Annotated in this window: 23 protein-coding genes and 1 other RNA gene; 11 read left to right on the top strand and 13 right to left on the bottom strand. The window is 70.7% G+C overall.

Going from position 1 to position 24,669, the window contains the following annotated elements:
* The first annotated feature begins 117 nt into the window (after nt 1–117).
* Entirely contained in the window at nt 118–2,001 is a 1,884-nt protein-coding gene (locus WQ56_RS17515) for a GGDEF domain-containing protein (RefSeq protein ID WP_231583336.1), read from the top strand.
* A gap of 155 nt (nt 2,002–2,156) precedes the next feature.
* Here WQ56_RS17515 and WQ56_RS01860 read toward each other — a convergent pair whose 3' ends face one another.
* Together WQ56_RS01860 and WQ56_RS01855 are read right to left on the bottom strand one after the other, a co-directional pair.
* Nucleotides 2,157–3,554, bottom strand: a complete 1,398-nt coding sequence (locus WQ56_RS01860; protein WP_047135388.1) for a sigma-54 dependent transcriptional regulator — start codon at nt 3,552–3,554, stop codon at nt 2,157–2,159.
* A 175-nt stretch (nt 3,555–3,729) separates the two neighbouring features.
* Complete coding sequence (locus WQ56_RS01855) at nt 3,730–5,310, bottom strand: ATP-binding protein (protein WP_047135387.1); 1,581 nt, start codon at nt 5,308–5,310, stop codon at nt 3,730–3,732.
* Nucleotides 5,311–5,504: 194 nt separating this feature from the next.
* Here WQ56_RS01855 and sucC point away from each other — a divergent pair, with 194 nt between their 5' ends.
* The 8 genes from sucC (at nt 5,505) to WQ56_RS01815 (ending at nt 13,409) form a co-directional block, all read left to right on the top strand.
* Nucleotides 5,505–6,668 carry an ADP-forming succinate--CoA ligase subunit beta gene (sucC, locus tag WQ56_RS01850; protein ID WP_047135386.1) on the top strand — a complete coding sequence of 388 codons (1,164 nt, stop codon included), beginning with the start codon at nt 5,505–5,507 and terminating at the stop codon, nt 6,666–6,668.
* A gap of 119 nt (nt 6,669–6,787) precedes the next feature.
* A complete protein-coding gene (gene sucD / locus WQ56_RS01845; protein WP_047135385.1) occupies nt 6,788–7,660 on the top strand; it encodes a succinate--CoA ligase subunit alpha in 873 nt (290 codons plus the stop codon).
* Between the two features lie 254 nt (nt 7,661–7,914).
* Complete coding sequence (locus WQ56_RS01840; RefSeq protein ID WP_047135384.1) at nt 7,915–8,193, top strand: type II toxin-antitoxin system CcdA family antitoxin; 279 nt, start codon at nt 7,915–7,917, stop codon at nt 8,191–8,193.
* A complete protein-coding gene (locus WQ56_RS01835; RefSeq protein ID WP_047135383.1) occupies nt 8,190–8,504 on the top strand; it encodes a CcdB family protein in 315 nt (104 codons plus the stop codon). Before WQ56_RS01840 ends, WQ56_RS01835 begins: the two co-directional genes overlap by 4 nt.
* The gene (locus tag WQ56_RS01830; RefSeq protein ID WP_047135382.1) at nt 8,494–10,143 is read left to right on the top strand and encodes an NAD+ synthase; all 1,650 of its coding nucleotides are present in this window, start codon (nt 8,494–8,496) and stop codon (nt 10,141–10,143) included. Before WQ56_RS01835 ends, WQ56_RS01830 begins: the two co-directional genes overlap by 11 nt.
* Nucleotides 10,144–10,318: 175 nt before the next feature.
* Nucleotides 10,319–10,756: a D-aminoacyl-tRNA deacylase gene (gene dtd / locus WQ56_RS01825; RefSeq protein ID WP_047135615.1), complete on the top strand. Its 438-nt coding sequence runs from the start codon at nt 10,319–10,321 to the stop codon at nt 10,754–10,756.
* Between the two features lie 54 nt (nt 10,757–10,810).
* Nucleotides 10,811–12,697 (top strand): RNA polymerase sigma factor RpoD, encoded by a 1,887-nt coding sequence (gene rpoD, locus WQ56_RS01820; protein WP_047135381.1) that lies wholly within the window; start codon nt 10,811–10,813, stop codon nt 12,695–12,697.
* Nucleotides 12,698–12,941: 244 nt separating this feature from the next.
* A complete protein-coding gene (locus WQ56_RS01815) occupies nt 12,942–13,409 on the top strand; it encodes a hypothetical protein (protein WP_047135380.1) in 468 nt (155 codons plus the stop codon).
* A 65-nt stretch (nt 13,410–13,474) separates the two neighbouring features.
* Here the strand turns inward: WQ56_RS01815 and rpiA are convergent, their stop codons facing one another.
* From rpiA to WQ56_RS01785, 7 genes are all read right to left on the bottom strand, one after another.
* Complete coding sequence (rpiA, locus tag WQ56_RS01810) at nt 13,475–14,125, bottom strand: ribose-5-phosphate isomerase RpiA (RefSeq protein WP_047135379.1); 651 nt, start codon at nt 14,123–14,125, stop codon at nt 13,475–13,477.
* Nucleotides 14,122–14,601: an EVE domain-containing protein gene (locus WQ56_RS01805; RefSeq protein ID WP_047135378.1), complete on the bottom strand. Its 480-nt coding sequence runs from the start codon at nt 14,599–14,601 to the stop codon at nt 14,122–14,124. The genes rpiA and WQ56_RS01805 overlap by 4 nt, the downstream gene beginning before the upstream one ends.
* Nucleotides 14,598–15,179: a 5-formyltetrahydrofolate cyclo-ligase gene (locus tag WQ56_RS01800; RefSeq protein ID WP_047135377.1), complete on the bottom strand. Its 582-nt coding sequence runs from the start codon at nt 15,177–15,179 to the stop codon at nt 14,598–14,600. Before WQ56_RS01800 ends, WQ56_RS01805 begins: the two co-directional genes overlap by 4 nt.
* 54 nt (nt 15,180–15,233) lie before the next feature.
* A non-coding RNA gene (gene ssrS / locus WQ56_RS17840) (6S RNA) lies at nt 15,234–15,418 on the bottom strand.
* 154 nt (nt 15,419–15,572) lie between these two features.
* Nucleotides 15,573–15,875 carry a cell division protein ZapA gene (locus WQ56_RS01795; protein ID WP_047135376.1) on the bottom strand — a complete coding sequence of 101 codons (303 nt, stop codon included), beginning with the start codon at nt 15,873–15,875 and terminating at the stop codon, nt 15,573–15,575.
* On the bottom strand, nt 15,872–16,093 hold the full coding sequence (locus tag WQ56_RS01790) for a TIGR02449 family protein (RefSeq protein ID WP_047135375.1): 222 nt from the start codon (nt 16,091–16,093) through the stop codon (nt 15,872–15,874). The genes WQ56_RS01795 and WQ56_RS01790 overlap by 4 nt, the downstream gene beginning before the upstream one ends.
* Before the next feature lie 31 nt (nt 16,094–16,124).
* Nucleotides 16,125–18,335, bottom strand: coding sequence for a GGDEF domain-containing phosphodiesterase (locus WQ56_RS01785; RefSeq protein ID WP_197076404.1), 2,211 nt, complete (start codon nt 18,333–18,335; stop codon nt 16,125–16,127).
* A 139-nt stretch (nt 18,336–18,474) separates the two neighbouring features.
* Between WQ56_RS01785 and WQ56_RS01780 the strand changes: the two genes are divergently transcribed.
* Together WQ56_RS01780 and WQ56_RS01775 are read left to right on the top strand one after the other, a co-directional pair.
* Nucleotides 18,475–19,014, top strand: coding sequence for a UPF0149 family protein (locus WQ56_RS01780; protein WP_156170263.1), 540 nt, complete (start codon nt 18,475–18,477; stop codon nt 19,012–19,014).
* A 1-nt stretch (nt 19,015) separates the two neighbouring features.
* A complete protein-coding gene (locus tag WQ56_RS01775) occupies nt 19,016–20,332 on the top strand; it encodes an aminopeptidase P N-terminal domain-containing protein (RefSeq protein WP_047135372.1) in 1,317 nt (438 codons plus the stop codon).
* A gap of 273 nt (nt 20,333–20,605) precedes the next feature.
* Here WQ56_RS01775 and pepQ read toward each other — a convergent pair whose 3' ends face one another.
* From pepQ to rph, 4 genes are all read right to left on the bottom strand, one after another.
* Entirely contained in the window at nt 20,606–21,958 is a 1,353-nt protein-coding gene (pepQ, locus tag WQ56_RS01770) for a Xaa-Pro dipeptidase (RefSeq protein ID WP_047135371.1), read from the bottom strand.
* 70 nt (nt 21,959–22,028) lie between these two features.
* A complete protein-coding gene (gene hemW, locus WQ56_RS01765) occupies nt 22,029–23,198 on the bottom strand; it encodes a radical SAM family heme chaperone HemW (protein WP_047135370.1) in 1,170 nt (389 codons plus the stop codon).
* A gap of 58 nt (nt 23,199–23,256) precedes the next feature.
* Nucleotides 23,257–23,871: an RdgB/HAM1 family non-canonical purine NTP pyrophosphatase gene (rdgB, locus tag WQ56_RS01760; RefSeq protein ID WP_255350555.1), complete on the bottom strand. Its 615-nt coding sequence runs from the start codon at nt 23,869–23,871 to the stop codon at nt 23,257–23,259.
* A gap of 1 nt (nt 23,872) precedes the next feature.
* Nucleotides 23,873–24,601, bottom strand: coding sequence for a ribonuclease PH (rph, locus tag WQ56_RS01755; protein ID WP_047135369.1), 729 nt, complete (start codon nt 24,599–24,601; stop codon nt 23,873–23,875).
* Nucleotides 24,602–24,669: the final 68 nt, after the last annotated feature.

Below are 24,669 nucleotides of genomic sequence, written 5' to 3'. Positions count from 1 at the left end.
TCCCCCTGCCGGCGATTATATTGGCGTCGCAGCCGCCCCCGCCATGGCGTTACACGACGCCGCTGCATCCGAGGCCACCCCATGCGCTTATGCCGTTCCCGACGCCGTGCCGGCGTGATGCTGTTCCTATTGCTTGGGTCGTCGGGGGGCGCCGCGGCGCAGGGCGTCCCTCATCTTGCAGACATCCAGCGCTGCGAGCGCCTTGCGTTGGTACGTCCGGCCGAGTCGATCCAGATTGCGAAGCCCCTGCTGGCCAGGCAGGACCTGTCCAATGAAGCGAGGGTCATGGTGACGGCCTGTCTCGGCCTTGCACGGCTTGGAGAAGGGCGGGCCGAGATGGCGGGCGCGGTGGCGCAGGAGTTGCTGTCGTTGCTGGACGATCCACAGCTTTCGGATCGTGTGCGCTGGCAGAGCCAGTTGCGTGCTGCCCTGCTGTTCAATCGTAGCGGGAAGATCCAGGACGCGATGGACTTGCTGGCGCAGGTGCAAGCGGAAGCGGTGAAAAGTGGCGACCCCAAGCGCCAGATCGCAGTGCTCGTTGCCATCGGGCATTTGCGTTCGCAGGATTTCGACGATCCCGAGGGCGCATTGGCCTACTTTCGGCAAGCCTATGGGCTCGACCGTCGTCTGGGACAGCCTTCCGGCGTGCCGAGCATCGCGCTCGGCCACGATCTCGCGTACACGTTGTTCTTGTTGAAGCGGTACGACGAGGCTGATCCGCTGCTGGCGGAAGCAGATGCTCTGGCTGCTGGATTTCCCGAGTTGGTCTCCATGCGCCATCGCATCGCCAGTCATCGTGCCGAGATTCGTCGCGTCGGCGGCGAGCCGCGCGAGGCGGAGGCCAGCCTGCGGACGCTGCTCGGCAAGTTCAGGGAAACCGGGGACGTGCCGGGCGAAATCGTGGCCTCGCAGCGACTCGCGCGCTCGTTGCTCGACCAGCAGCGCGCGCAAGAAGCGCGTCCCATCGCGGAACAGGCGCTGGCAGGCGCCGAACGCGCCGGCATGCCGATGGAGCAACGCGACGGCCTGTACCTGCTCGCCGACATCGCGATCGCACTCGGCGATGCCGGGGCCGCCGCCGACTACGCGGGTCGCGCGCGTGCGCTCGACCGTGCCGACGGTCGCGAGAAGACCGCGCAGCAGCTGGCGCGGCTGCAGGCCCAGGCCGCGCGCGAACTGCAGCCCGAGCAGATCCTCGCGCGGCAGGACGCGGCGCGGACGCGGCTGCTGCGCGACATCGGGCTGGGCGTGCTGGCCGTGGTCGCGCTGGTTGCGCTGGTGCTGCTCGTGCGTACGCGGCGTCAGAAGCACCGCCTGGCCGAGCTGAGCACGACCGATCCGTTGACCGGCCTGGCGAACCGCCGCGCGGCCGACGGGGCGCTGCGGGCGCTGACCGCCGACGGCCGGCGCGCGGCGCTGCTGTTGCTGGACGTGGATGCGTTCAAGACGATCAACGACCGCTTCGGGCACGACATCGGCGACGGGGCGCTGGTCGAGGTCGCGCGCTGCCTGCGCGCGGCCTGCGACGCCGGGGACGTGGTCGCGCGCTGGGGCGGCGAGGAGTTCCTTGTGGCGCGGGGCGATACGTCGCAGGCGGCGGCCTTCGCGCTGGCCGAGCACCTGCGCCGGCAGGTCGAGCGCCTGCGGGTGGACGACGGCCGCGGCGGCACGCTGCCGTTGACGATCTCGATCGGCGTGGCGGCGTTGCCTGTGTTCCCGCACGGGGCGCCGCGCTGGCAGGAGGCGATCCGGGTGGCCGACCGCGCGCTGTACGTCGCCAAGCGCGCAGGGCGCAATGCCTGGGCCGGCCTGTGGGGCTTGGAGGCGGGCGACGGCGTGGACGTCTACAGCGTGCTCGACCACCCCGGCCATGCGCTGGAGCAGGGCTGGATCGAGATCGGCGGCAACCGCCCGATGGATTGGTCGCTGGCGCGTTCCCGGGCGGTGGGCAGCGTGCCGGTGGGCGAAGCCGTGAACAAGGGAAGCGTCAGACGCACTTGAGTCGCGTGATCGCGTGTCCGGCTCCTGCGTTCACAAGGCTGCAGCCCGATCGACATTTCTTTCTCCCGGGCGCAGGAACTGCACAGGCGGGAGGACGCGTCTTTTCTTTACGGGCTCGCGGGGGCGATCGGATCACTCGGGCCGCGTGCCCGCCGTCAGTCGATGCCGAGCTTCTTGAGCTTGTAGCGCAGCGCGCGGAAGGTGATGCCGAGCACGGCCGCGGTCTTGGTCTTGTTGTAGCGGTTTTCCTGCAGCGCCTGCTGGATCGCGGCGCGCTCGATGTCCTCGATGTACGAGGGCAGCGCGGTGCCGGCGGTTTCGTAGGGGCTGAGCGTGCGCGGGTCGGGCGGCAGCCGCGCGCCGGCCGCGGCGGGCGCCGCGCCGCCGCCGGCCATGCCGGGCTGGGACGTCGGCAGATGCAGATCGGCGGCGGTGATGCGGTCGCCGTCGGCCATGGCCAGCGCGCGCTCGAGGATGTTCTCCAGCTCGCGGATGTTGCCGGGGAACGCATGCGCCTCGAGTGCGGTCACCGCGTCGGGCGCCAGTGTCGGTGCCGGGCGGCGCATCGCCTGCGCGAGCCGGCGCAGGATCGCGTCCGACAGCAGCGGCAGGTCGCCGGCGCGCTCGCGCAGTGGCGGCACGGTGAGGCCGATGACGTTGATGCGGTAGTACAGGTCGTGGCGGAAACGGCCGTCGTCGACCAGCGCGGCCAGGTCCTTGTGCGTGGCCGAAAGGATGCGCACGTCCACCGGCACCTCGGCCGAGGCGCCGACCGGACGCACCGACTTCTCCTGGATCGCACGCAGCAGCTTGACCTGCATCGGCAGCGGCAGTTCGGCGACCTCGTCAAGGAACAGCGTGCCGCCCTCGGCGGCCTGGAACAGCCCGGGCTTGTCGCTGTGCGCGCCGGTGAAGCTGCCCTTGCGATGGCCGAAGAACTCGCTTTCCATCAGCTCGGTCGGGATCGCGCCGCAGTTGACCGGCACGAACGGGCCGCCGGCGCGCGCGCTCTGCGCGTGCAGCATGCGGGCGACGAGCTCCTTGCCCGTGCCCGATTCGCCGTTGATGCATACCGGCGCCTGGCTGCGGGCGACCTTGGCCAGCGTGTTGCGCAGCGTCACCATGGCCTCGGACGTGCCGAGCAGGCGCCCGCCGTACTCGTCGTTGCCGTGGCGGGCGCGCTCGCCCAGCTCGAGCGCCTGGCGCACGAGCCCGCGCAGCACGTTGATGTCGACCGGCTTGCTGACGAAGTCGAACGCGCCGGCCTTGAGCGCGTCGACCGCGGCCTCGACGTTGCCGTAGGCGGTGATTACAGCGACCGGGGTGCCAGGGAAGCGCGTGTTGATCTCGCCGACCAGTTCCAGGCCCGAGCCGTCGGGCAGGCGCATGTCAGTCAGGCACAGATCGTAGTGGCCGGCGGCCAGCAGTTCGCGTGCGGCGGCGAGATTCGGGGCGGTGTCGGTACGCAGGCCCATCCGGCCCAGCGTGAGGACCAGCAGTTCGCGGATGTCGTGTTCGTCGTCGACGATCAGGGCGCTGCGGTGCTCGCTCATCGAAACCTGGCTTGGCGCTTGCTTTCGGGTACGTCCAATAGTGACAGCTTTTGCCAATAGTGACGAGGGTCACACCGGTGACGCGGGTCACACCGGGCGCGTCCGGCAGGCGCGTTTTCGTGAGGTTTCGTGCGTTTCGCGGCCGGCGCGCCGGACGGCGCGCTGCGCGCGTGGCCTAGCTGCGCAGCGCGGCCCGTCGCGCGGACAGCGTGATCCGGAAGCAGGCGCCACCGCCGGGCGAGGCCACGTACTCGAGCCGCGCCTCGTTGGCGCGGCACAGTTCGTGGGCGATGTAGAGCCCCAGCCCGGTGCCGCTTTCGGAGGTGGTGAAGAACGGCCGGAACAGCTGGGCGGCGACCGCGGGCGGGATGCCCGGCCCGCGATCGAGCACGCTGACCGTCGGGCGTTCGCCGTCCTCGACGCGCAGCGCGATGCGTGCGGGCTCGCCGGGCAGGCGCCCATAGCGCACGGCGTTGTTGACCAGCGCGGTCAGCATCTGCTGCAGATGGCGCGGGTCGATCATCGCGCGCACCTGGGCGCGGTCGCAGGCGACCTTCAGTTCCGCGTTGTCGTCGGCGACGATCAGCCGGTAGTCCTGCACGAACGCATGTGCGGCCGCGACGAGATCGACGGGTTCGGGCCGGGCGCGCTCGCGGCGCGCCAGGCCGAGCACACTCTCGACGATGCCGTTGGTGCGCACGCACTGCTGGTGGACGATCTGCAGCAGGCGGCGGTCGCCGTCCTGGATGGCCTCCGATTCCTCGAGCAGCTGAGTGGCGTAGCTGATCGCCGCGAGCGGGTTGCGGATCTCGTGCGCGAGGCTGGCGGAGAACCGGCCCATCGTGGCGAGCGTCAGCGACTCGGCGCGGCGGGTGACCAGCGAGGTGTCGTCGAGGAACACCAGCGTGTTGTCGCCGTCGGCGAGCAGGCGCACGAAGCGCGGCATCACGTCGACGTGCTCGCGCAGGGCCAGCGGGGCGTCGTCGCTGCTGCCGCTGCGCAGCCAGCTGGCCAGCCGCAACGCCAGCGGCGGCGACAGGCGCGAGAGCGGGCGGCCGTGCAGGTCGCCCTCGCCGTCGCTGTCGAGCAGGGCCAGCGCGGCCTCGTTGGCCAGGCGCACGTGGCCTGCGCCATCGACGAGCAGCACGCCGGTCTGCATGCGCCGGATGATCAGCTCGTTGATCTCCGCCAGGTTCTGCGCCTCGGCCTCGTGACGGTCGGCCAGCGCCTGGCTCTCGCGGATCTGCCTGCCGAGCAGGCGGGTCAGCGACGCGGCGGCGAAGAGGCCAAGCGCGAACATCAGCGTCTCGGCCATCGGCCGGGTCGCGGGTTCGCCGGTCAGCAGATCGGATGCCGGTTCGGCGAACAGCGCTGCGGCGGCGGCCATGGACAGCAGCAGGCTGGTGCGCAGCGTGACGAACAGCGCGGCCGCGCCGACGTTGAACAGCAGCAGCATCGCAACGCCCGGCGTGGCGTCGGGAATCGCGTGGCAGGCCAGCGCGGCGACCAGGATGTCGACGGCGACGCCGACCACGGCATGCGCGGTGTAGTCGGGATCGGGCGCGCGGGCGTGGATCAGCAGGCCGACCGAGGCGACCAGGTAGCCCAGGGTCACCGGCACCGCGACGGTCGGGTCCTGCACGCCACCCAGCGCCTCGCCCCAGGGGCTGAACACCACCAGCGCCAGCAGCGCCGCCTCGAGCACCCGGTAGAGCGAGAACAGGGCCAGTTCGCGCTGCATCAGCGACCGGGGCATCGCGGGGGCGGCCAGGCGCACGGGGGCTCCAGGGGGCAGGGTCGGCGCCAGTATAGGCAGGCCCCGGCGGGCGCGGCCGACCCCCGGTTTTGCCCGGCGGGCGCGCATGCGCGAGAATAGCGGACCCCGTCGGCCCGCCACGCCTCGTGCGCCTGCCGGCGGCCGGCGACATTTCCTTCCCGTACGGACCCCACATGAACTTCCACGAATACCAGGCGAAGCAGTTGTTTGCCGATTACGGCATCCCCGTGCCGGCCGGGCGCGTCGCGTCCACCGCCGACGAAGCAGTCGAAGCAGCCAAGTCCCTGGGCGACGGCCCCTGGATGGTCAAGGCCCAGATCCATGCGGGCGGCCGCGGCAAGGCCGGCGGCGTGAAGTTCTGCAAGACCCACGACGACGTGAAGGCCGCCGCCGAGAAGATGCTCGGCACGAACATGGCGACCTACCAGTCGGCGGGCGTGGCGCTGCCGGTGAACCTGGTGCTGGTGACCGAGGCCGGCGAGATCGCCAAGGAGCTCTACCTGTCGGTGCTGGTCGACCGCGGGACGCAGTCGATCACCTACATCGTCTCGAGCGAGGGCGGCGTGGACATCGAGCAGGTGGCCGCCGAGACCCCCGAGAAGATCGAGACCCTCAACGTCGGCTTCGTCGAGGGCTTCCAGGCCTACCAGGGCCGCGACATCGGCTTCAAGATCGGCCTGAACGCCAAGCAGGCCAACCAGCTGGCCAAGATCATGGGCGGCCTGTACACGCTGTTCAACGAGAAGGACCTGGCGCTGGTCGAGCTCAACCCGCTGGCGATCCTCGACAGCGGCGACCTGTACGCGCTCGACGGCAAGGTCAACAGCGACGACAACGCGACCTTCCGCCACAAGGATCTGGCCGCGATGCGCGACAAGACCCAGGAAGACGAGGCCGAGGTGCGTGCCAGCGAGTACGACCTGAACTACGTGACGATGGACGGCAACATCGGCTGCATGGTCAACGGCGCGGGCCTGGCGATGGCGACGATGGACGTGATCGCGCTCAACGGCGGTTCGCCGGCGAACTTCCTCGACGTGGGCGGCGGCGCGACCAAGGAGCGCGTGACCGAGGCATTCAAGCTGATCCTGTCCTCGGACAAGGTCAAGGCGATCTTCGTCAACATCTTCGGCGGCATCGTGCGCTGCGACATGATCGCCGAGGGCATCATCGCCGCGGTCAAGGAAGTGGACGTCAAGGTCCCGGTCGTCGTCCGCCTGGAAGGCACCAACGTCGAGGCGGGCAAGAAGCTGCTGGCCGAGTCGGGCCTGGCCATCACCCCGGCCGACGACATCAACGACGGCGCCAAGAAGGCCGTCGCGGCCGTCGCCGCCTAAGCCCACACATCACCTGTAGGAGCGCGCTTGCGCGCGATTGCCTTCCGTTCCGCATTCCGGAACTCCCAGGCAAGAAGTATCGCGGCCAAGGCCGCTCCTGCGACAGCACAGGATTTCCAATGAGCGTCCTCATCAACAAGAACACCAAGGTGATCGTGCAGGGCTTCACCGGCCAGCAGGGCACCTTCCACGCGACCCAGATGGTCGAGTACGGCACCCAGGTCGTCGGCGGCGTGACCCCCGGCAAGGGCGGCACCACCCATATCAACCTGCCGGTGTTCAACACCGTGCGTGAGGCGGTGGAGGCCACCGGCGCCGATGCGTCGGTGATCTACGTGCCGCCGCCGTTCGCGGCCGACGCGATCCTCGAGGCCGCGGCTGCCGGCATCAAGGTCATCGTGTGCATCACCGAGGGCATTCCGGTGCTCGACATGCTGCGCGTCAAGAACGTGCTCAAGTCGCACCCGGGCGTCACCCTGGTCGGTCCCAACTGCCCCGGCGTGATCACCCCGGGCGAGTGCAAGATCGGCATCATGCCGGGCCACATCCACCAGCCGGGCAAGATCGGCATCGTCTCGCGTTCGGGCACGCTGACCTACGAGGCGGTCAAGCAGACCACCGCGGCGGGCCTCGGCCAGTCGACGGTCATCGGCATCGGCGGCGACCCGATCAACGGCCTGAACTTCGTCGACTGCCTGAAGCTGTTCAACGAGGACCCGCAGACCGAGGGCATCATCATGGTCGGCGAGATCGGTGGCGATGCCGAGGAAGCGGGCGCCGAGTACATCAAGGCGCACGTCAAGAAGCCGGTCGTGGGCTTCATCGCCGGCGCCTCGGCCCCTCCGGGCAAGCGCATGGGCCACGCCGGCGCGATCGCGTCGGGCGGCTCGGGCACGGCCGAAGGCAAGTTCAAGGCGATGGAAGCGGCCGGCGTGAAGACGGTCCGTTCGCCGGGTGACCTGGGCGCGGCGATCGCCGAGCTGGTCAAGTAAGCGATCCGGGCGACCGGAGATCCACGAAAAGGCCGCCCTCGGGCGGCCTTTTTCTTGGCCCCCGTCCGTGCCGCATGCCGTCACTGTCGCGCGGCCGCCCGGACCCATGTAGGAGCGCGCCCGCGCGCGATGGCGCTTTGCCAGGAAGGCTTCATCGCGCGCGAGCGCGCTCCTACGGGCCCTTCAGCCAACCGGTCGATTGACATGTCGCCGTCCACTGCGCATGCTCGATGCGCATCGAAGAGGGCTAGGCCATGCGCATCCGCGAAGACTATGCCGGCTACGGCAAGCGCGCGACCAATGTCAGCGTCAATCAGGGATTGCTCGAGGAGGCGCGCGCGCTCGACATCAACCTGTCGGCCACGCTGGAAAAGGCGCTGGAAGCCGAGGTGCGCGCGCGCCGGCGCGCGCAGTGGCGGGAGGACAACCGAGAGGCGATGGCCGCGTACAACGCGCGCATCGCCCGCGACGGGCTCGCCGGCGACCGTGTCCGCGCCTTCAAGGCGTCGCTGAAGGACGCCGAAGGCGCATGAGCCAGTTCTGCGTCTATGCCAACGCCGACCCGGCCTCGCGTCGCGCCGTGCCCTGCTGGCTGAACGTGCAGAGCGATCTGATCGACACCGTGGAGTCGCGCGTCGTCGTGCCGCTGCTTCCGCCCGAGCAGGCCGGCCCGCTGCTCACCCGCCTGATGCCGGCGCTGCCGGTCGCCGGCGAAACGATGGTGATGGACACCGCGCAGATCACCAGCGTGCCCATGCAGATGCTCGGTCCGCAGGTCGCGAACCTGTCGAGCGAACGACTGCTCATCATCGAAGCCCTGGATTTCCTGACGCATGGCATCTGACCCGTCCCGCTCCCTGCGCATCGCCCTGGCCCAGTTCGACTTCCCGGTCGGCGACGTGGGGCGCAACGCCGAACGCATCGCGGCGATGATCGAGGAGGCGAAGACCGAGTTCGGCGCCGACATCGTCGTATTCCCGGAACTGGCGATCAGCGGCTACCCGCCCGAGGACCTGCTGATGCGGCCGGGCTTCCTGATCGACTGCGAGGCCGCGCTGATGCAGGTTGCCAAGGACGTGCGCGGCATCGTCGCCGTCGTCGGCTGGCCCGAATCGGCCGGCAGCGTGCTCTACAACTCGGCCAGCGTGCTGCGCGACGGCAAGGTCGAGCGCACCTACCGCAAGCGCGAACTGCCCAACTACAACGTCTTCGACGAGCGCCGTTACTTCCACGTCGATCCCGACGGCGGTTCGTGCGTGGTCGAGGTGCGCGGCGTGCCGGTCGGCGTGCTCGTCTGCGAGGATCTGTGGTTCCCCGAGCCGCTCGACGACACCGTACGCGCCGGCGCCGAACTGGTGGTGGTGCCCAACGCCTCGCCCTACGAGCGCGGCAAGCACCGCCAGCGCGACGCGCTGCTGGCCGAGCGCACGCGCGAGGCGGGTGTAGCGCTGGCCTACGTCAACGTGGTCGGCGGCCAGGATGCGCTGGTGTTCGACGGCGCCTCGGTCGTCGCCGATGCCGACGGCACCGTCCATCCCGCGGCGGTGGCGTTCGACGACCAGTGGCTGGTGGTCGACTACGACCGCGAACGCCGCGGCTTCACGCCGGTCGTCTGGGTCGACGACGGCGACGAGAGCATCGACGCGCTGGCCTGGCGGGCGGTGGTGCGCGGCCTGCGCGACTACTGCGGCAAGAACGGGTTCTCCAAGGTCTGGCTGGGGCTGTCGGGCGGCATCGACTCGTCGGTGGTGCTGGCGATGGCGGTCGATGCGCTCGGGGCCGACAACGTGACCGCGGTGCGGCTGCCGTCGCGCTACACCGCCGGACTGAGCAACGACCTGGCGGCCGAGCAGTGCGCGCGGCTGGGCGTGCGCATGCTCACGATCCCGATCGAGCCGCCGTTCCAGGGGTTCCTCGACACGCTGGCCGAGGCCTTCGACGGCGCCGCGCCCGACGTGACCGAGGAGAACCTGCAGTCGCGCACGCGTGGCGCAGTGCTGATGGCGCTGTCCAACAAGCATGGCGGGCTGCTGCTGACCACAGGCAACAAGAGCGAGTACGCGGTCGGCTACGCGACGATCTACGGCGACATGTGCGGCGGCTACGCGCCGCTCAAGGATCTCTACAAGACCGAGGTGTTCGGGCTGGCGAAGTGGCGCAACACCGTCGGCGGCAGCCCGGTGATCCCGCCGGCGGTCATCGATCGGCCGCCGTCGGCGGAACTGCGCGCCGACCAGCTCGACCAGGATTCGCTGCCGCCCTACGACGTGCTCGACGCGATCCTGCGCCGTTTCGTCGACCAGGAGGAATCCCGCGACGAGATCGTCGCGGCCGGCTTCGACGCGGCGACCGTCGACCGGATGCTGCGGCTGGTCCGCACCAGCGAATGGAAGCGGCACCAGGCTGCGCCGGGGCCGAAGATCTCGCGCCGCGCCTTCGGCCGCGAGCGGCGCTATCCGATCAGCAACCGGTACTCGGGGTGATGCGCGATTTGGCGCGCGGCCTTCCTCGTCGGTCATGCCCGCGACGGCGGGGCCTGCGCGCGCCCGTGAACTCCGGTACCCCTTCCCCCCGTAGGAGCGCGCTAGCGCGCGACGGGCTTGCCGTGGAAAGCCCCTTCGCTCGCAAGCGCGCTCCTACAGGTGGTGGGTGGCGCGCGTGCTGTCGCTGATCCAGCGCGTCAGCGAGGCCGCGGTGCGGGTCGACGGCGCGGACGTCGGCCGGATCGGGCCGGGGCTGCTGGCGCTGGTCGGGATCGAGCCGGGCGACGGCGAGGCGCAGGTCGCGCGGATGGCCGAGCGGCTGCTGGCCTACCGGGTGTTCGCCGACGAGACGGGGCGCATGAACCGCTCGCTGGCACAGGCCGGCGGCGGGCTGCTGCTGGTCAGCCAGTTCACGCTGGCGGCCGATACGCGCTCGGGCAACCGGCCGGGCTTCAGCACGGCTGCGCCGCCCGACGAGGCTGAACGGACCTTCGACCGCCTGGTCGCGGCCTGCCGTGCCCGGCACCGGGGGGTGGAAACGGGGCGCTTCGGCGCCCATATGGAGGTCAGCCTGGTCAACGACGGCCCGGTGACCTTCCTGCTGCGGGCATGACCCCGGCCCCGCAGGTGGTATAATTACGGGTTCACTTTGACAACGGTGCGCCACATGGCGAATGAACGTCCCGCCCAGCAGTCCGACATCAAGCTCCTGATCAGCAAGGGGCTGGAGCAGGGCTATCTGACCTACGCCGAGGTCAACGACCACCTGCCCGACGACATGGTCGATCCGGAGCAGATCGAAGACATCATCGGCATGATCAACGGCATGGGCATCGATGTCCATGAGGTCGCGCCCGATGCCGAGACGCTGCTGCTGGCCGGCGAGTCGAGCGGCAACCGCGAGGTCGACGAGACCGCGGCCGAGGAGGCCGCCGCCGCGCTGACCTCGCTCGACACCGAAGGCGGTCGCACCACCGACCCGGTGCGCATGTACATGCGCGAGATGGGCACGGTCGAGCTGCTGACCCGCGAGGGCGAGATCGCGATCGCCAAGCGCATCGAGGAAGGCCTGAACCAGATGATGGCCTCGGTGGCCAGCTTCCCGTGGTCGGTCCAGCTGCTGCTGGAGGAATACGAGCTGCACAAGGCTGGCAAGAAGCGCCTGGCCGAGGTCGTGGTCGGCTTCAACGACCAGCTGCTCGAAGAGCTGGCGGCCGAGGAAGAGGCCGCCGCCGGCAACGCGCCCGCGCCCGTGGCCGCCGATTCGGACGACGACGGCGACGACGACGACGATTCGGACGACGACAGCGGCGACGAGGAGGAGAGCACCGGTCCCAGCGGTCCGGATCCGGCCGAGGTCGCGCGCCGCATGGACGTGCTGGCCGACCTGTTCAACAAGTTCCAGAAGGCCTACGCCAAGAACGGCGCGTCCGCCAAGCCGGTGGTCAAGCTGCGCGGCGAGATGGCCGACCAGTTCATGACCTTCAAGCTGCCGCTGCCGCTGAGCGACCTGCTGGTGCGCAAGCTGCGCGACGTGGTCGGCGAACTCAAGGACCATGAGCGTCGCATCCTCGACCTGTCCACGCGCGTGGCCAAGATGCCGCGCAAGGACTTCATCCGCGCCTGGGACGGCAACCAGACCAATACCGGTTGGGCGGACGAGATGATCAAGCGCAAGCAGAAGTGGTCGTCGGGCCTGAAGGATGTGCGTGACCAGATCGTCGCCGAGCAGGAAGCCACGCTCGCGATCGAGAAGGCGATGGGCGTGACCCTGGGCGATCTCAAGGAGATCAACCGGGCGATGGCCTACGGCGAGGCCAAGGCCCGCAAGGCCAAGAAGGAGATGGTCGAGGCCAACCTGCGTCTGGTGATCTCGATCGCCAAGAAGTACACCAACCGCGGCCTGCAGTTCCTGGACCTGATCCAGGAGGGCAACATCGGCCTGATGAAGGCGGTCGACAAGTTCGAGCACCGCCGCGGCTTCAAGTTCTCGACCTACGCCACGTGGTGGATCCGCCAGGCGATCACGCGCTCGATCGCCGATCAGGCGCGCACGATCCGCATCCCGGTGCACATGATCGAGACGATCAACAAGCTCAACCGCATCTCCCGCCAGATGCTCCAGCAGTACGGCCGCGAGGCCACGCCGGAAGAACTGGCCAAGGAGATGGACATGCCCGAGGACAAGATCCGCAAGGTCATGAAGATCGCCAAGGAGCCGATCTCGATGGAGACCCCGATCGGCGACGACGAGGACTCGCATCTGGGCGACTTCATCGAGGACACCAACGTGGAGTCCCCGATCGACGCGACCACCAACACCAACCTGATGGAGACGGTCCGCGACGTGCTCGCCGGTCTGACCCCGCGGGAGGCGAAGGTGCTTCGCATGCGTTTCGGCATCGACATGAACACCGATCACACGCTGGAAGAGGTCGGCAAGCAGTTCGACGTGACGCGCGAGCGGATCCGCCAGATCGAGGCCAAGGCGCTGCGCAAGCTGCGTCATCCCTCGCGCTCGGAGCAGTTGCGCAGCTTCCTCGACGTCGAGTGAGTCGACGGCGTCGGAGCCACGAAAAGCCCGCCGGAAGGCGGGTTTTTCGTATCCTGCATCCGTAGGAGCGCGCCCGCGCGCGATGAGGCTCCTGCGGTGAAGCCCTTCGCGCGCCAGCGCGCTGCTACGGAAGGTTGACATCGTCGGGGAAGGACGTCGCATGCAAGCGTGCGCCTGTACGGGTTAGGCTTGTCGGAAGGCGCCATCGCGCGCCTGCCTGGAATCGTCGCCACCGAGGATGCCCATGGACGAGCAGACCCACACCGCGTCCGACCCCTACGCGCCGCCGGTCGCCCCGGTCGCCGAACCGCAGGACGCGGCCGGGTTGCCGTTGTTCAAGATCGCCGGCATCGGCATCGCGACCTTCTTCGGGTCGGTGCTGGCCGGTGGCCTGCTGATGGCGATGAACTTCCACCGCATGGGCCGGCCCGACCGCGTCTGGCCGACGCTCGGCCTGGCGCTGCTGGGGCTGGTGGCGACCGGCGCGCTCGGCGCGGTGCTGCCCGAGCAGTTCCCCGGCATGCTGATCACCGTGCCCACGCTGGTCGCGGTGACGATGCTGGCCGGCAGGACGCAGGGCGAGGCCATCGCCCGCCGCGAGCGCGCGGGCCTGCCGATGCGCTCGAACTGGCTGGCGTTCGGCATCTCGCTGCTGGTGCTGCTGCCGATCGTCGCGCTCGGCGTCGGGCTGCTGCTGCTCGCCAGCGGCTGAGGGGAGCGGGAGCGCGGGCGGCGGGCGTGCATGACGCCCGCGTCCGGCCTCGCAGGGTTCGCCTGTCAGTCGAGCACGGTCGGCGTCGGCGTGCCGACGATCACGACATCCGCCTTGCGGCGGGCAAACAGGCCGACGCTGACCACGCCCGGGATCTGGTTGAGCGTGGCCTCCAGCGCCACCGGGTCCGTGATCGACAGGCCGTGGACGTCGAGCACCCAGTTGCCGTTGTCGGTGGTCACCTGCTCGCGCCACACCGGCTGGCCGCCGGTGGCGGCGAGGATCTCGCGCGCGACCAGGCTGCGCGCCATCGGGATCACCTCGACCGGCAGCGGGAAGCGGCCGAGCACCGGCACCTGCTTGGCCGGATCGACGATGCACACGAAGGTCGCGCTGGCCTCGGCGATGATCTTCTCGCGCGTCAGCGCCGCGCCGCCGCCCTTGATCAGGTGGCGCTGCGGGTCGCATTCGTCGGCACCGTCGACGTACAGCGGCAGCGGACCGGTCGCGTTGAGGTCGAGGACCTCGATGCCGTGGGCGCGCAGTCGCTGCGTGCTCTGCTCCGAACTCGAGACCGCGCCGTCGATGCGGTGCTTGATCCTGGCGAGCGCGTCGATGAAGTAGGCCACCGTCGAGCCGGTGCCGACGCCGACGATCATGCCGTCCTCGACGTAGTCGATGGCCTTCTCGCCGGCCAGTCGCTTGCTCTCGCTCATCGTGCGTTCTCCAGGGACAGCAACAGTTTCCACTGCGCGGACGTGACGGGCAGCACCGACAGCCGGGCGCCCTTGCGGATCAGTGCGAACTCCTCGCCCAGCTCGGCGCTGTGCGCGCGGATGCGCGACAGCGGGATCGGCGCGTCCAGCTTGCGCACGAAGGCGACATCGACCAGGAACCAGCGCGGGGTCTCCTGGGTGGCCTTGGCGTCGAAGTACTTCGAGCGCGCCTGGAACTGCGTGGGGTCGGGGTAGGCGGTGCTGGCGACCCGGGCGATGCCGTAGATGCCCGGCACGTCGGCGTTGGAGTGGTAGAACAGCACCTCGTCGTCGACCCGCATGCCGTCGCGCATGAAGTTGCGCGCCTGGTAGTTGCGCACGCCGGTCCAGGGTTCGGTGCCGACGCGGGCCAGGTCGTCGATCGAGAAATCCTCCGGTTCGGACTTCATCAGCCAGTAGCGCTTGCGTGGACTCATTGCGGCTCGGTCGCGAGGAAGGTGCGGGTGTCGGTGCAGACCGCGTCGAGCGGGACGTCCCAGTCGGCGGCCTCGAGCGCGTCGACCTGCTGCAGTGCGAACGCCGCGCCCACCAGCGCGGGCGGGGCGGCTCGCGTGCGGCGGAACGCGAAGCTGCGGTCGTACCAGCCGCCGCCCATGCCCAGCCGGCGGCCCTGCGCGTCGAAGCCGACGAGCGGCGCGACGACCAGCGCCATCTCGTGCGCCTCGAGTGCGGAGGCCGGCGCGACGTCGGGCTCGGGGATGCCGTAGCGGTTGGTCACCAGCGGGTCGCCGGCGCGCCAGGGCGCGAAGCGCAGCGTGTCGCCGTGCAGCAGCGGCAGGCAGTACACCAGGCCGGGCGGCAGGCGCAGCTGGAAGACGTGCAGGCCGATCTCGCCGTCGCTGGCCCAGTAGCCGGCGACGTAGCCGCTGGCGGGCAGCATGGGCAGGGCGAGCAGTTGCGCGGCCAGGCCTTCGGAGGCGGCGATGCGCGCCGCGGCCGGCAACGCGCGGCGCAGGTCGCGCAGGCGGCGGCGAAGGGCGGGGCGGTCGGTCATGCGGCCGGACTCGTCGTCGGAAAGCGCCGGCGACGCGGCAGGCGGAAAAGAAATACGTTCTCCGCACATGTCGATGCACGCGAAACGACCTTGAACCCGAGGTTCAAGTGGGAACGCCGGAATTCCTTCGGGCTTTCCGCTCGAGGGCGGATATGCACTCCCGGTTTTCCTGCATCCCCGGTGTCGTTCTTAAGGGACAAGGCGAATGTTTTGCACGCTGTCGGACACAGCAGAGAACGCAGGCGCAGTATAGCGCCGCAACGCCGGAAGGCGCAGCCGTTCGTCGGCGCGCCACGCGACTCGATGGAGGAAATTCAGTTGCGTCGAGCCCCCGCGAAGGCCTGCCGCGACGCGGGGCCAGAGTAGCAACCGGGGCCGTCGTGCGCCCGGGCCTCAGGGTTCGGCTTCGAACGCGTCGAGCCGACGGTGCAGCGCGGCCACCGCATCGGCGACGGCCGCGCCGCCATCGCCACGGCCCTGCTCGCGCAGCTGCAGCAGCTCGTGCGCGAAGTTCAGCGCGGCCAGCACCGCGATCCGGTCGACGGCCGCCATGCGATTGGCGCCGCGGATCTCGCGCATCTGCGCGTCGAGCAGCCGCGCGGCCGCGGTCAGGCCGTCGCGCTCGCCCGGCGCGACGCCCACGGTGTACTCGCGATCGAGCACGCGGACATTGACCGCCTCGCTCGCACCGCTCACGTGTGCTGCTCCAGCGACTTGAGGCGCGCGATCATCGCCTCCACGCGCGAGCGCGCCTGCTCGTTCTTCGACAGCAGCTGCGCGCGCTCGACGACGATCGTCTCCTGCTGCTGGCGCAGGCTGCGGTTCTCGTCGCTGAGCAGGCGGACGCGCTCGATCAGCGTCTCCACGCGCGTCGTCAGGCGGGCCAGCTGGGCGATGACGTCGGGCGTGTCCATGCCGGCACGATAGGCAGGGCCCCGGTGCCGGTCAAGGCGGCGCGACCGGGCCGGTGCCCGCAGCCGCCGGGCCGTGGGCGGGGCGTTCGCGGACGAAGGCCAGGCACTGGGCCGGGGGCAGCGGGCGCGAGATCCAATAGCCCTGCAGTTCGTCGCAGCCGCGCTCGGCCAGGAAGCGCAGCTGGGCCTCGGTCTCCACACCCTCTGCGACGACCGTCCGGCCCAGCGCGTGCGCCATCGTGATGACGGTGGTCGTGATCGCCGCGTCCTCGGGGTCGTCCGGCAGCCCGGCGACGAACGCCTTGTCGATCTTGATCGTCGTGATCGGCAGCCGCTTGAGGTAGGCCAGCGACGAGTAGCCGGTGCCGAAGTCGTCGATCGCCAGCGACACGCCCATGGTACGCAGCGCCTGCAGGCGGGCGGCGGCATGCTCGGCGTCGGCCATCAGCACGCTCTCGGTCAGCTCCAGCTCCAGGCGCTCGGGCGGGAAGCCGACCTCGTCCAGCACCCGGCGCACGACGCCGGGGAAGTCGCCGCGCAGCAGCTGCAGCAGCGAGACGTTGACCGACACCGAGATGTCGGCCAGGCCCTGGCGGCGCCAGTCGAGGATGGTCCGGCAGGCCTCGCGCAGCACCCATTCGCCGATCTCGTGGATCAGCCCGCTCTCCTCGGCGATCGGGATGAACTCGCTGGGCGGGATCTCGCCCAGCGTCGGGCTGTGCCAGCGCAGCAGGGCCTCGACGCTGGCGATCCCGTCCAGCGCCATGGAATGGCGTGGCTGCAGCGCCAGGCGCAGTTCGCCGCGGTCGAGCACCTCGCGCAGGGCGCCGGTCAGCGTGGTCCGCCGGCGCGCGGCGATGTCCATCGCGTCGTCGTAGCGCATGAAGGTCCGCCGGCCGGCGGCCTTGGCCTGGTACATCGCGATGTCGGCCTGCTTGAGCAGCTCGGTCGGCCCGCGCGCGTGGTCGGGATAGACGCTGATGCCCAGCGACGGCGAGATCGTGATCTGGCGGCGCTCGTCGATGCGCAGCGGCGCCTCGAAGGCATGGATGATCTCGCGCGCGATGCGGTCGGCGGCCTGCGCCTCGTCGAGATTCTCGATCACGATCGTGAACTCGTCGCCGCCCAGCCGCGCGACCGTGTGGTGCATGCCGACGGTCTGCTGCACGCGCGTGGCGGCCGCGCGCAGGATGCGGTCGCCGGCGGCATGGCCGAGCGAATCGTTGATGTCCTTGAACCGGTCGAGGTCGAGGAACAGCACCGCGATGCGGCGGCCGGTGTCCTGGGCCCGCGCGATCGCCCGCGACAGGCGCTCGGACAGCAGCGAGCGGTTGGGCAGGCTGGTGAGCGTGTCGAAATTGGCGAGATAGCGCAGTTCCTGCTCGGCGCGCTTCTGGTGGGTGATGTCGTTGAGCACGAACACGTGCAGCGGCGTGCCCAGGTCGGCGTCGTGGACGGTGCGGCATTCGACGGTCGCCAGGAACTGCTCGCCGTCCTTGCGCCGCTGCCGCAGTTCGCCGCTCCAGTGGCCGTGACGGGTCGCCTGCTCGCGCAGGTGGCGCGAGACGTCCTCGCTGTCGGAGTTGTCGTCGAGCAGCCGGGCGTCCTGGCCCAGCACTTCGCTCTCGGTGTAGCCGGTCATGCGCAGGAAGGCGGGATTGACGGACACGTAGCGGAACTGTGCGTCGATGACCGCGACCGCCTCGCGCATGCTGCGCAGCACCTCGGCGGCGATGCGGTGTTCGCGCTCGGCCGCGCGCGTGGCGGTGATGTCGAGCGCGGTGCCGGCGATGCGCAGCACCGCGCCGTCGCGGTCGCGCGCGACTGCACGGCCGCGGGCCCGGACCCAGCGCCAGTCGTCGCCGTCGATCGCGACGCGCAACTGGACCTGCAATCGCCCGCTGCCGTCGCCCTGCAGATAGCGTGCCAGCGCCTCGCGCGCGATCGGTCGGTCCTCGGGGTGCAGCAGGGTCTCGATCGGCGCGGTGCGCTCGACGACCTCGCTGCCGTCGGGCGCGACCATGGCGCAGGTCGTGTGCCGGAGCTGCCCGGACGCCACGTCGTAGTCCCAGTAGCGTTCGCCGGTGGCCCACAGCGCAAGCGTCAGGCGCTCGACCCGTTCGTCGGGCGCACCGGCGCGTGCGCGCCGCGCGCGGCCGCGCAGCGCCAGCATCACGCACAACGCCAGCAATGCGACCAGCAACGCGGCGACCGGAACGTGCAGCTGGCTGGGGACGATCACACGGACTCCGCGCCGGATGGGCGCGTCGAGTTTAGGCATCGCGCGGTCGGGACAACAAGCGTGATCGTACGGTCGCGGGCGAACCGGTTGCTACACTGCACCATCCGTTGCCGCCCGTGTGAGTGCCGTGTCAGAACGCCTGCCCAGTTCCGCCGAGATCGACGCCGAGGTCCGGCGCCTGCAGCTGGCCATCGGTGCCAGCGAACTGCACGGCAGCCTGTGCGGCTGGCTGGCCGGCGGTGGCGCGTCCAGGCCCGACTGGCTGGCGCCGGTGCTCGCCGACGACACCTTGCCGTCGCCCGAACCCGGCAGCGCGCTCGACCGCCTGCGCGCGGTCAGCGCGGCGCAGCTCGAGGATCGCAGCTTCGGCTTCGCGCTGCTGCTGCCCGACGACGACGCGACGCTCTCGGCGCGCAGCACGGCGCTGTTCGACTGGTGCCGCGGCTTCCTCGGCGGCTTCGGCCTGGCCGCGGGTGCCGCGCCCGGGCTGTCGGAGGAGGGCACCGAGGCGCTGGCCGACCTTGCGCGACTGGCTGCGGCCGATGCGCAGACCGATGCCGAGGACGATGACGCCGAGGAGGACGCGTTCGCCGAGATCGAGGAGTTCGTCCGCGTCGCGGTCCTGCTGCTGCACGGCGACGCGGCGCTCGGCCGGCGCCATCGCAACCGGTTGAACTGACATGGCCGGCGCGCCCTCGGCCACCGCCTACCAGAAGCGGCGGCGCCAGCTGATGCGGATGGCCGGCGACGATGCGATCCTGGTGCTGCCCGCCGCGCCCGAGCGCATCCGCAGCCGCGACACCCACCATCCCTACCGGCAGGATTCCGACCTGTGGTACCGGACCGGGTTCGCGGAACCCGAGGCGGTCCTGGTGCTGGTGCCCGGACGCCAACACGGCGAGACGCTGCTGTTCTGCCGCGAGCGCGATCCCGAGCGCGAGGCCTGGGACGGGCCGCGGGTCGGGCCCGAAGGCGCGGTCGACGCGCTGGGCATGGACGATGCGTACCCGATCGACGACCTCGACGAGATCCTGCCGGGCCTGCTCGAGGGCAGGACCCGCGTCTACTACCACTTCGGTCGCGACACCGAGTTCGACCTGCAGCTGATCGGCTGGCTCAACCGCGTGCGCGCGCAGGTGCGGCTGGGCGCGCAGCCGCCGCACGAGTTCCTCGAGCTGGGCCACCTGCTCGACGAGATGCGGCTGATCAAGACCGCCGACGAGCTCAAGCTGATGCGTCGCGCGGCGAGGATCAGCGTCGAGGCGCACGCCGCGGCGATGCGCGCGGCGCGGCCGGGCGTGCGCGAGTACGAGCTGCAGGCCGAACTCGAGTACGTGTTCCGCCGCCACGACGCGGCGCCGGCCTACGAGAGCATCGTCGGCGCGGGCGCCAACGCCTGCGTGCTGCACTACCGGGCCAACGCCGCGCAGGCGCGCGACGGCGACCTGGTGTTGATCGACGCGGGCGCGGAATACCGCGGCTACGCCGCCGACATCACGCGCACCTTCCCGGTCAACGGCCGCTTCACCGCCGAACAGCGTGCGCTGCATGCAGTGGTCGAATCGGCGCAGCAGGCCGCGCTGGCGCAGGCCCGTCCCGGCGTGCCCTACGAGGCCGGGCACAGCGCCGCGGTGGAGGCGCTGACGGACGGGCTGCTGCGGCTGGGCCTGCTCAAGGGCCGCCTGGAGAAGCGCATCGCCGACGGCAGCTACAAGCGCTACTACCCGCACAAGACCGGCCACTGGCTGGGCCTGGACGTGCACGACGTCGGCGACTACCGCATCGAGGGGGAGTCGCGGCTGCTCGAGCCGGGCATGGTCTACACGATCGAGCCGGGACTCTACGTGCCGGCCGACGACACCTCGGTCGACGCGAAGTGGCGCGGGATCGGCATCCGCACCGAGGACGACGTGCTGGTCACCCGCACCGGGCACGAGGTGCTGACCGCGGGGCTGGCGCGCACGGCCGACGAGATCGAGGCGTTCATGGCGCGCTGAGGGTCACTGCCTCTCGCGCGAAAACGCGTTGCCTTGTAGGAGCGGCGCTTGTGCTTGCATCCCCTTTTCGGGGACGCGCGATGGGCTTTATCGCAACGCCCCATCGCGCGCGAGCGCGCTCCTACGAAGATCGGGGCAGGCGCTGGCGCTCTTGCGCGAATCGGGAGCCGGCCGTCGGGCTGCGCCCTCACCCCACCATCGGCATCCGCCGATGGTCCCCCCTCTCCCGCACGGCGGGAGAGGGACGGTCGTCGGGCCTGCGGCCCGGCGTTCTCATTGGGTCGCGGGTTCCGCCCACGCGTCGCGCGTGAGGTTGACCGGGGCGTCGTCGGTGCACACGACGTTGTCCTCGATCCGGATGCCGCCATAGGGACGGAACGCCTCGACGCGGTCCCAGTCGACCGCATCGCCCTTGCCGGCAGCCTTCAGGTCCTCGAGCAGCATGTCGACGAAGTACACGCCCGGCTCGATCGTGACGACCATGCCGGGCGCGAGCGTGCGCGTCAGCCGCAGGTAGGGATGGCCGTCGGGCTTGGCGATCGTGCCGCCGGTCTCCGACGCCGCGAAGCCGGCGACGTCGTGCACCTGCAGGCCGATACCGTGGCCGATGCCGTGCGGGAAGAACGCGGCGCTGACGCCGGTCTCCAGCGCCTCTTCGGGCGAGATGCGCAGCACGCCGAAGTCGCGCAGCACGCCCGACAGCGCCAGGTGCGCGTCCAGGTGCAGCCGCTTGTAGTCGACGCCGCTGCGGACCTGATCGCACATGGCCTGCTGCGCGCGGTCGACCGCGTCGATCATCGCCTGGAACTCGCTGCCGGTCTCGCGCGCGTAGCTGCGGGTGATGTCGGCCGCGTAGCCGGCGTGGCTGGCGCCGGCGTCGATCAGGAAGCTGTGCACCGGCTCGGGCGCGAGTCGGCCCAGTTCGGTGTAGTGCAGCACCGCGGCGTGCTCGTTGAGCGCGACGATGTTGTGGTACGGCAGTTCGTTGGCGTCCTGGCCGGCCGCCTGGCAGTAGGCCAGGTGGATGCCGAACTCGCTGGCCCCGGCGCGGAACGCGCGCTCGGCCGCCTGGTGGGCGCCGACCGCGATGCGCGTGGCCTCGCGCAGCATCGCCAGCTCGTAGGGTGTCTTGAACGCACGGTGGTAGTCGAGGTGGTCGATCACCGCCTGCGGGTTGTTCGGCCGATAGGCGCCGTAGTGGCCGGGCGCGCTCTGCGGCTCGCCGAGGATCGCGCAGCGGGCGGCGTTCTTGGGCAGGTGCTGCTGCGCCTCCTCCGGCTTGCGGATGACGACGATATCGAAGTGCTCCACCCAATAGCCCGAGGGCGCTTCGGGCACGACGTGCCAGTAGTCGCGCGGCTGCAGGTAGACCAGCTTCGGCTTCGCGCCCGGCGTCACCACCAGCCAACTGCCGGGGTTGCGGGTCAGCGGCACCCAGGCCTTGAACTGCGGGTTCACGGCGTAGGGATAGTCGCGGTCGTCGAAGACCTGGTAGTGCAGCGTGCCGCTGGGGATCACCAGGTGGTCGAGGCCGGCGCGCTCGAGCGCGGTCTGCGCGCGCTGGGTCAGCGTCGCAAGGTGGTCTGCGTAGAGGGCGGCGGCGGACGGCGCGGAAGTGTTGGACATCTCGATCCTGCGGGAAAGCGTGAACGCCTATTCTGCCGCAAGCGGCCCGGGGCCTGGGTCCGGCGGGGCGTCAGTCGTCCAGGAACAGCGACACCACGTCGTTGGCGAAGCGGTGGCCGAGCGCGGTCGGCACGATGCGCGCGCCGTCGTCGTGCAGCCAGCCGGCGTCGAACGCGGCCTGCAGCGGCGCGGCGATCGCCGACGGCGGCAGGCCGGTGCGGGCCTGGAAATCGCGCAGCGTGAAGCCCTCGACCAGCCGCAGCGCGTTGAGCATGTACTCGAACGGCCGTCGCGCGTCGGCGATGCGCTCGTCGCCGCCGATCGAGGCGGGCGTGCCGGCCGTGGCCAGCCAGGTCGTGGGGTGCTTGTGCTTCCAGCGGCGCGCGATCGCCTGCTCGCTGCCCAGCGTGAGCTTGCCGTGCGCGCCGGCGCCGATGCCCAGGTAGTCGCCGAAGCGCCAGTAGTTGAGGTTGTGGGCGCATTGGCGGCCGGGCTGCGCGTACGCCGAGATCTCGTACTGCGCGTAGCCGGCCTCGGCGAGTCGCGTCTGGCAGCGCTCCTGCATGTCCCAGGCGAGGTCCTCGTCGGGCAGGCCCTGCGGCGGGCGGGCGGCGTAGACGGTGTTGGGCTCGAGTGTGAGCTGGTAGTGCGAAATGTGCGCCGGCGCCAGCGCAATCGCGCGCGCCACGTCGTCCTCGGCCATCGCCAGCGTCTGCCCGGGCAGCGCGTACATCAGATCGAGGTTGAGGTTGTCGAAGCCCGCCTCGCGCGCCAGCGCGATCGCCGCCAGCGCCTGAGCGCCGTCGTGGATGCGGCCCAGGCGGTGCAGGCAGCCGTCGTCGAAGCTCTGGATGCCGAAGCTGATCCGGTTCACGCCGGCTCGGCGGTAGTCCTCGAACCGGCCGTGCTCGGCGGTGCCGGGGTTGGTCTCGAGCGTGATCTCGGCGCCCGGCGCGAAGCGCAGCCGCGCCGAGGCGCCCTGCAGCAGCCGGTCGATCGCGTCGGCCGGGAACAGGCTCGGCGTGCCGCCGCCGAAGAACACGCTGTGCACCGTGCGGCCCCAGGCCAGCGGCAGGTCCTGATCGAGGTCGGCCAGCAACGCGTCGACGTAGGCGTCGAACGGCAGCGCAGCCGCGCCGTCCGTGGACCGGAACTCGTGCGAGTTGAAGTCGCAGTACGGGCACTTGCGCACGCACCAGGGCAGGTGCACGTACAGCGACAGGGGCGGGGGGATCAGCATCGGCCGGGAGCGGACTCGTGGCGTGCCGGTCGGGCGCGGCGGCACGCCGGGCGGGGCGTCAGGATGCCAGGCCGGTCAGGCGCTGGCGCAGCGCCAGCAGCGCGCGTGCGCGGTGGCTGAGGCGGTTCTTCAGCTCGGGCGGCATCTCCGCCGCGGTCAGGCCGTGCGCGGGATCGAGGAACACCGGGTTGTAACCGAAGCCATGGTGGCCGCGCGGGGCGTCGAGGATGCGGCCTTCCCAGGCGCCCTCGGCGATCAGCGGCTGCGGGTCGTCGGCCTGGCGCAGCACCACGATCACCGCGTAGAAGCGCGCCGTGCGCCGGTCTTCGGGCACGTCGCGCAGCGACTCGAGCAGCTTGGCGTTGTTGGCCGCATCGTCGGTCGGCGTGCCGGCGTAGCGCGCGCTGTAGAGGCCGGGCGCGCCGCCGAGCGCGTCGACGATCAGGCCCGAGTCGTCGGCCAGCGCGGGCAGGCCGGTCGCGGCGCTGGCGTGCCGGGCCTTGATCAATGCGTTCTCGACGAACGTGGTGCCGGTCTCGGCGACGTCGCCGACGTCCAGCGCGCGTTGCGGCACGATCTCCAGCGGCAGGTCGGCGAGCATCGCCTGCAGCTCGGCGGGCTTGCCGGCGTTGCCGCTGGCCAGGACCAGGCGCGTGCGCGCGGTCGCCTCCACGTCAGCCCGCCAGCGCCGCGCGCTGCAGCGCGACCAGTTCGGCGATGCCGGTTTCGGCCAGGCCCAGCATCGCGTCCATCTCGGCGCGCCGGAACGCATGGCCCTCGGCCGTGCCCTGGATCTCGATGAAACCGCCGCCGTCGTTCATCACCACGTTCATGTCGGTGTCGCAGTCGCTGTCCTCGGCGTAGTCGAGGTCGAGCACCGGCACGCCGCGGTAGACGCCCACCGAGACCGCGGCGATCGCGCCGTGGACCGGGTCGCGCACCAGCTCGCGGCGCGCCTGCAGCGCGCGGATCGCATCGACCAATGCGACGTAGGCGCCGGTGATCGCGGCGGTGCGGGTGCCGCCGTCGGCCTGCAGCACGTCGCAGTCGAGCGTGATCGTGCGCTCGCCCAGCGCGCGGCGGTCGACGCAGGCGCGCAGGCTGCGGCCGATCAGCCGCTGGATCTCCAGCGTCCGGCCGCCCTGCTTGCCGCGTGCGGCTTCGCGGTCGTTGCGGGTGTTGGTGGCGCGCGGGAGCATGCCGTACTCGGCGGTGACCCAGCCCTCGCCCTTGCCGCGCAGGAACGCGGGCACGCGGCTCTCGACGCTGGCGTTGCACAGCACGCGCGTGTCGCCGAAGCTCACCAGCACCGAACCCTCGGCATGGCGCGTGAACCCGCGCTCGAAGCGCACGTTGCGCAGTTGGCCGGGCGCGCGGCCGCTCGGTCGGGAGGAATCGGACATGGCGGGTCGCTGCAGGAAACGGGGGGCGATTCTAGCAGCCGCCCGGCCGGGCCCGGGCCGCGCCGGCT

This window comes from Luteimonas sp. FCS-9 (genome assembly GCF_001014645.1).
GTDB lineage: Bacteria > Pseudomonadota > Gammaproteobacteria > Xanthomonadales > Xanthomonadaceae > Luteimonas.
Note: the sequence above shows the minus strand (reverse complement) of the source record. Positions and strands in the feature narration are given on the sequence as shown.

What these genes read in the sequence shown, in the direction of transcription:
- WQ56_RS17515 (WP_231583336.1), top strand. Translation starts at nt 118, where the DNA reads ATGCTGTTCCTATTGCTTGGGTCGTCGGGGGGCGCCGCGGCGCAGGGC.
- WQ56_RS01860 (WP_047135388.1), bottom strand. Translation starts at nt 3,554, where the DNA reads ATGAGCGAGCACCGCAGCGCCCTGATCGTCGACGACGAACACGACATC.
- WQ56_RS01855 (WP_047135387.1), bottom strand. Translation starts at nt 5,310, where the DNA reads ATGCCCCGGTCGCTGATGCAGCGCGAACTGGCCCTGTTCTCGCTCTAC.
- sucC (WP_047135386.1), top strand. Translation starts at nt 5,505, where the DNA reads ATGAACTTCCACGAATACCAGGCGAAGCAGTTGTTTGCCGATTACGGC.
- sucD (WP_047135385.1), top strand. Translation starts at nt 6,788, where the DNA reads ATGAGCGTCCTCATCAACAAGAACACCAAGGTGATCGTGCAGGGCTTC.
- WQ56_RS01840 (WP_047135384.1), top strand. Translation starts at nt 7,915, where the DNA reads ATGCGCATCCGCGAAGACTATGCCGGCTACGGCAAGCGCGCGACCAAT.
- WQ56_RS01835 (WP_047135383.1), top strand. Translation starts at nt 8,190, where the DNA reads ATGAGCCAGTTCTGCGTCTATGCCAACGCCGACCCGGCCTCGCGTCGC.
- WQ56_RS01830 (WP_047135382.1), top strand. Translation starts at nt 8,494, where the DNA reads ATGGCATCTGACCCGTCCCGCTCCCTGCGCATCGCCCTGGCCCAGTTC.
- rpoD (WP_047135381.1), top strand. Translation starts at nt 10,811, where the DNA reads ATGGCGAATGAACGTCCCGCCCAGCAGTCCGACATCAAGCTCCTGATC.
- WQ56_RS01815 (WP_047135380.1), top strand. Translation starts at nt 12,942, where the DNA reads ATGGACGAGCAGACCCACACCGCGTCCGACCCCTACGCGCCGCCGGTC.
- rpiA (WP_047135379.1), bottom strand. Translation starts at nt 14,125, where the DNA reads ATGAGCGAGAGCAAGCGACTGGCCGGCGAGAAGGCCATCGACTACGTC.
- WQ56_RS01805 (WP_047135378.1), bottom strand. Translation starts at nt 14,601, where the DNA reads ATGAGTCCACGCAAGCGCTACTGGCTGATGAAGTCCGAACCGGAGGAT.
- WQ56_RS01800 (WP_047135377.1), bottom strand. Translation starts at nt 15,179, where the DNA reads ATGACCGACCGCCCCGCCCTTCGCCGCCGCCTGCGCGACCTGCGCCGC.
- WQ56_RS01790 (WP_047135375.1), bottom strand. Translation starts at nt 16,093, where the DNA reads ATGGACACGCCCGACGTCATCGCCCAGCTGGCCCGCCTGACGACGCGC.
- WQ56_RS01775 (WP_047135372.1), top strand. Translation starts at nt 19,016, where the DNA reads ATGGCCGGCGCGCCCTCGGCCACCGCCTACCAGAAGCGGCGGCGCCAG.
- pepQ (WP_047135371.1), bottom strand. Translation starts at nt 21,958, where the DNA reads ATGTCCAACACTTCCGCGCCGTCCGCCGCCGCCCTCTACGCAGACCAC.
- hemW (WP_047135370.1), bottom strand. Translation starts at nt 23,198, where the DNA reads ATGCTGATCCCCCCGCCCCTGTCGCTGTACGTGCACCTGCCCTGGTGC.
- rph (WP_047135369.1), bottom strand. Translation starts at nt 24,601, where the DNA reads ATGTCCGATTCCTCCCGACCGAGCGGCCGCGCGCCCGGCCAACTGCGC.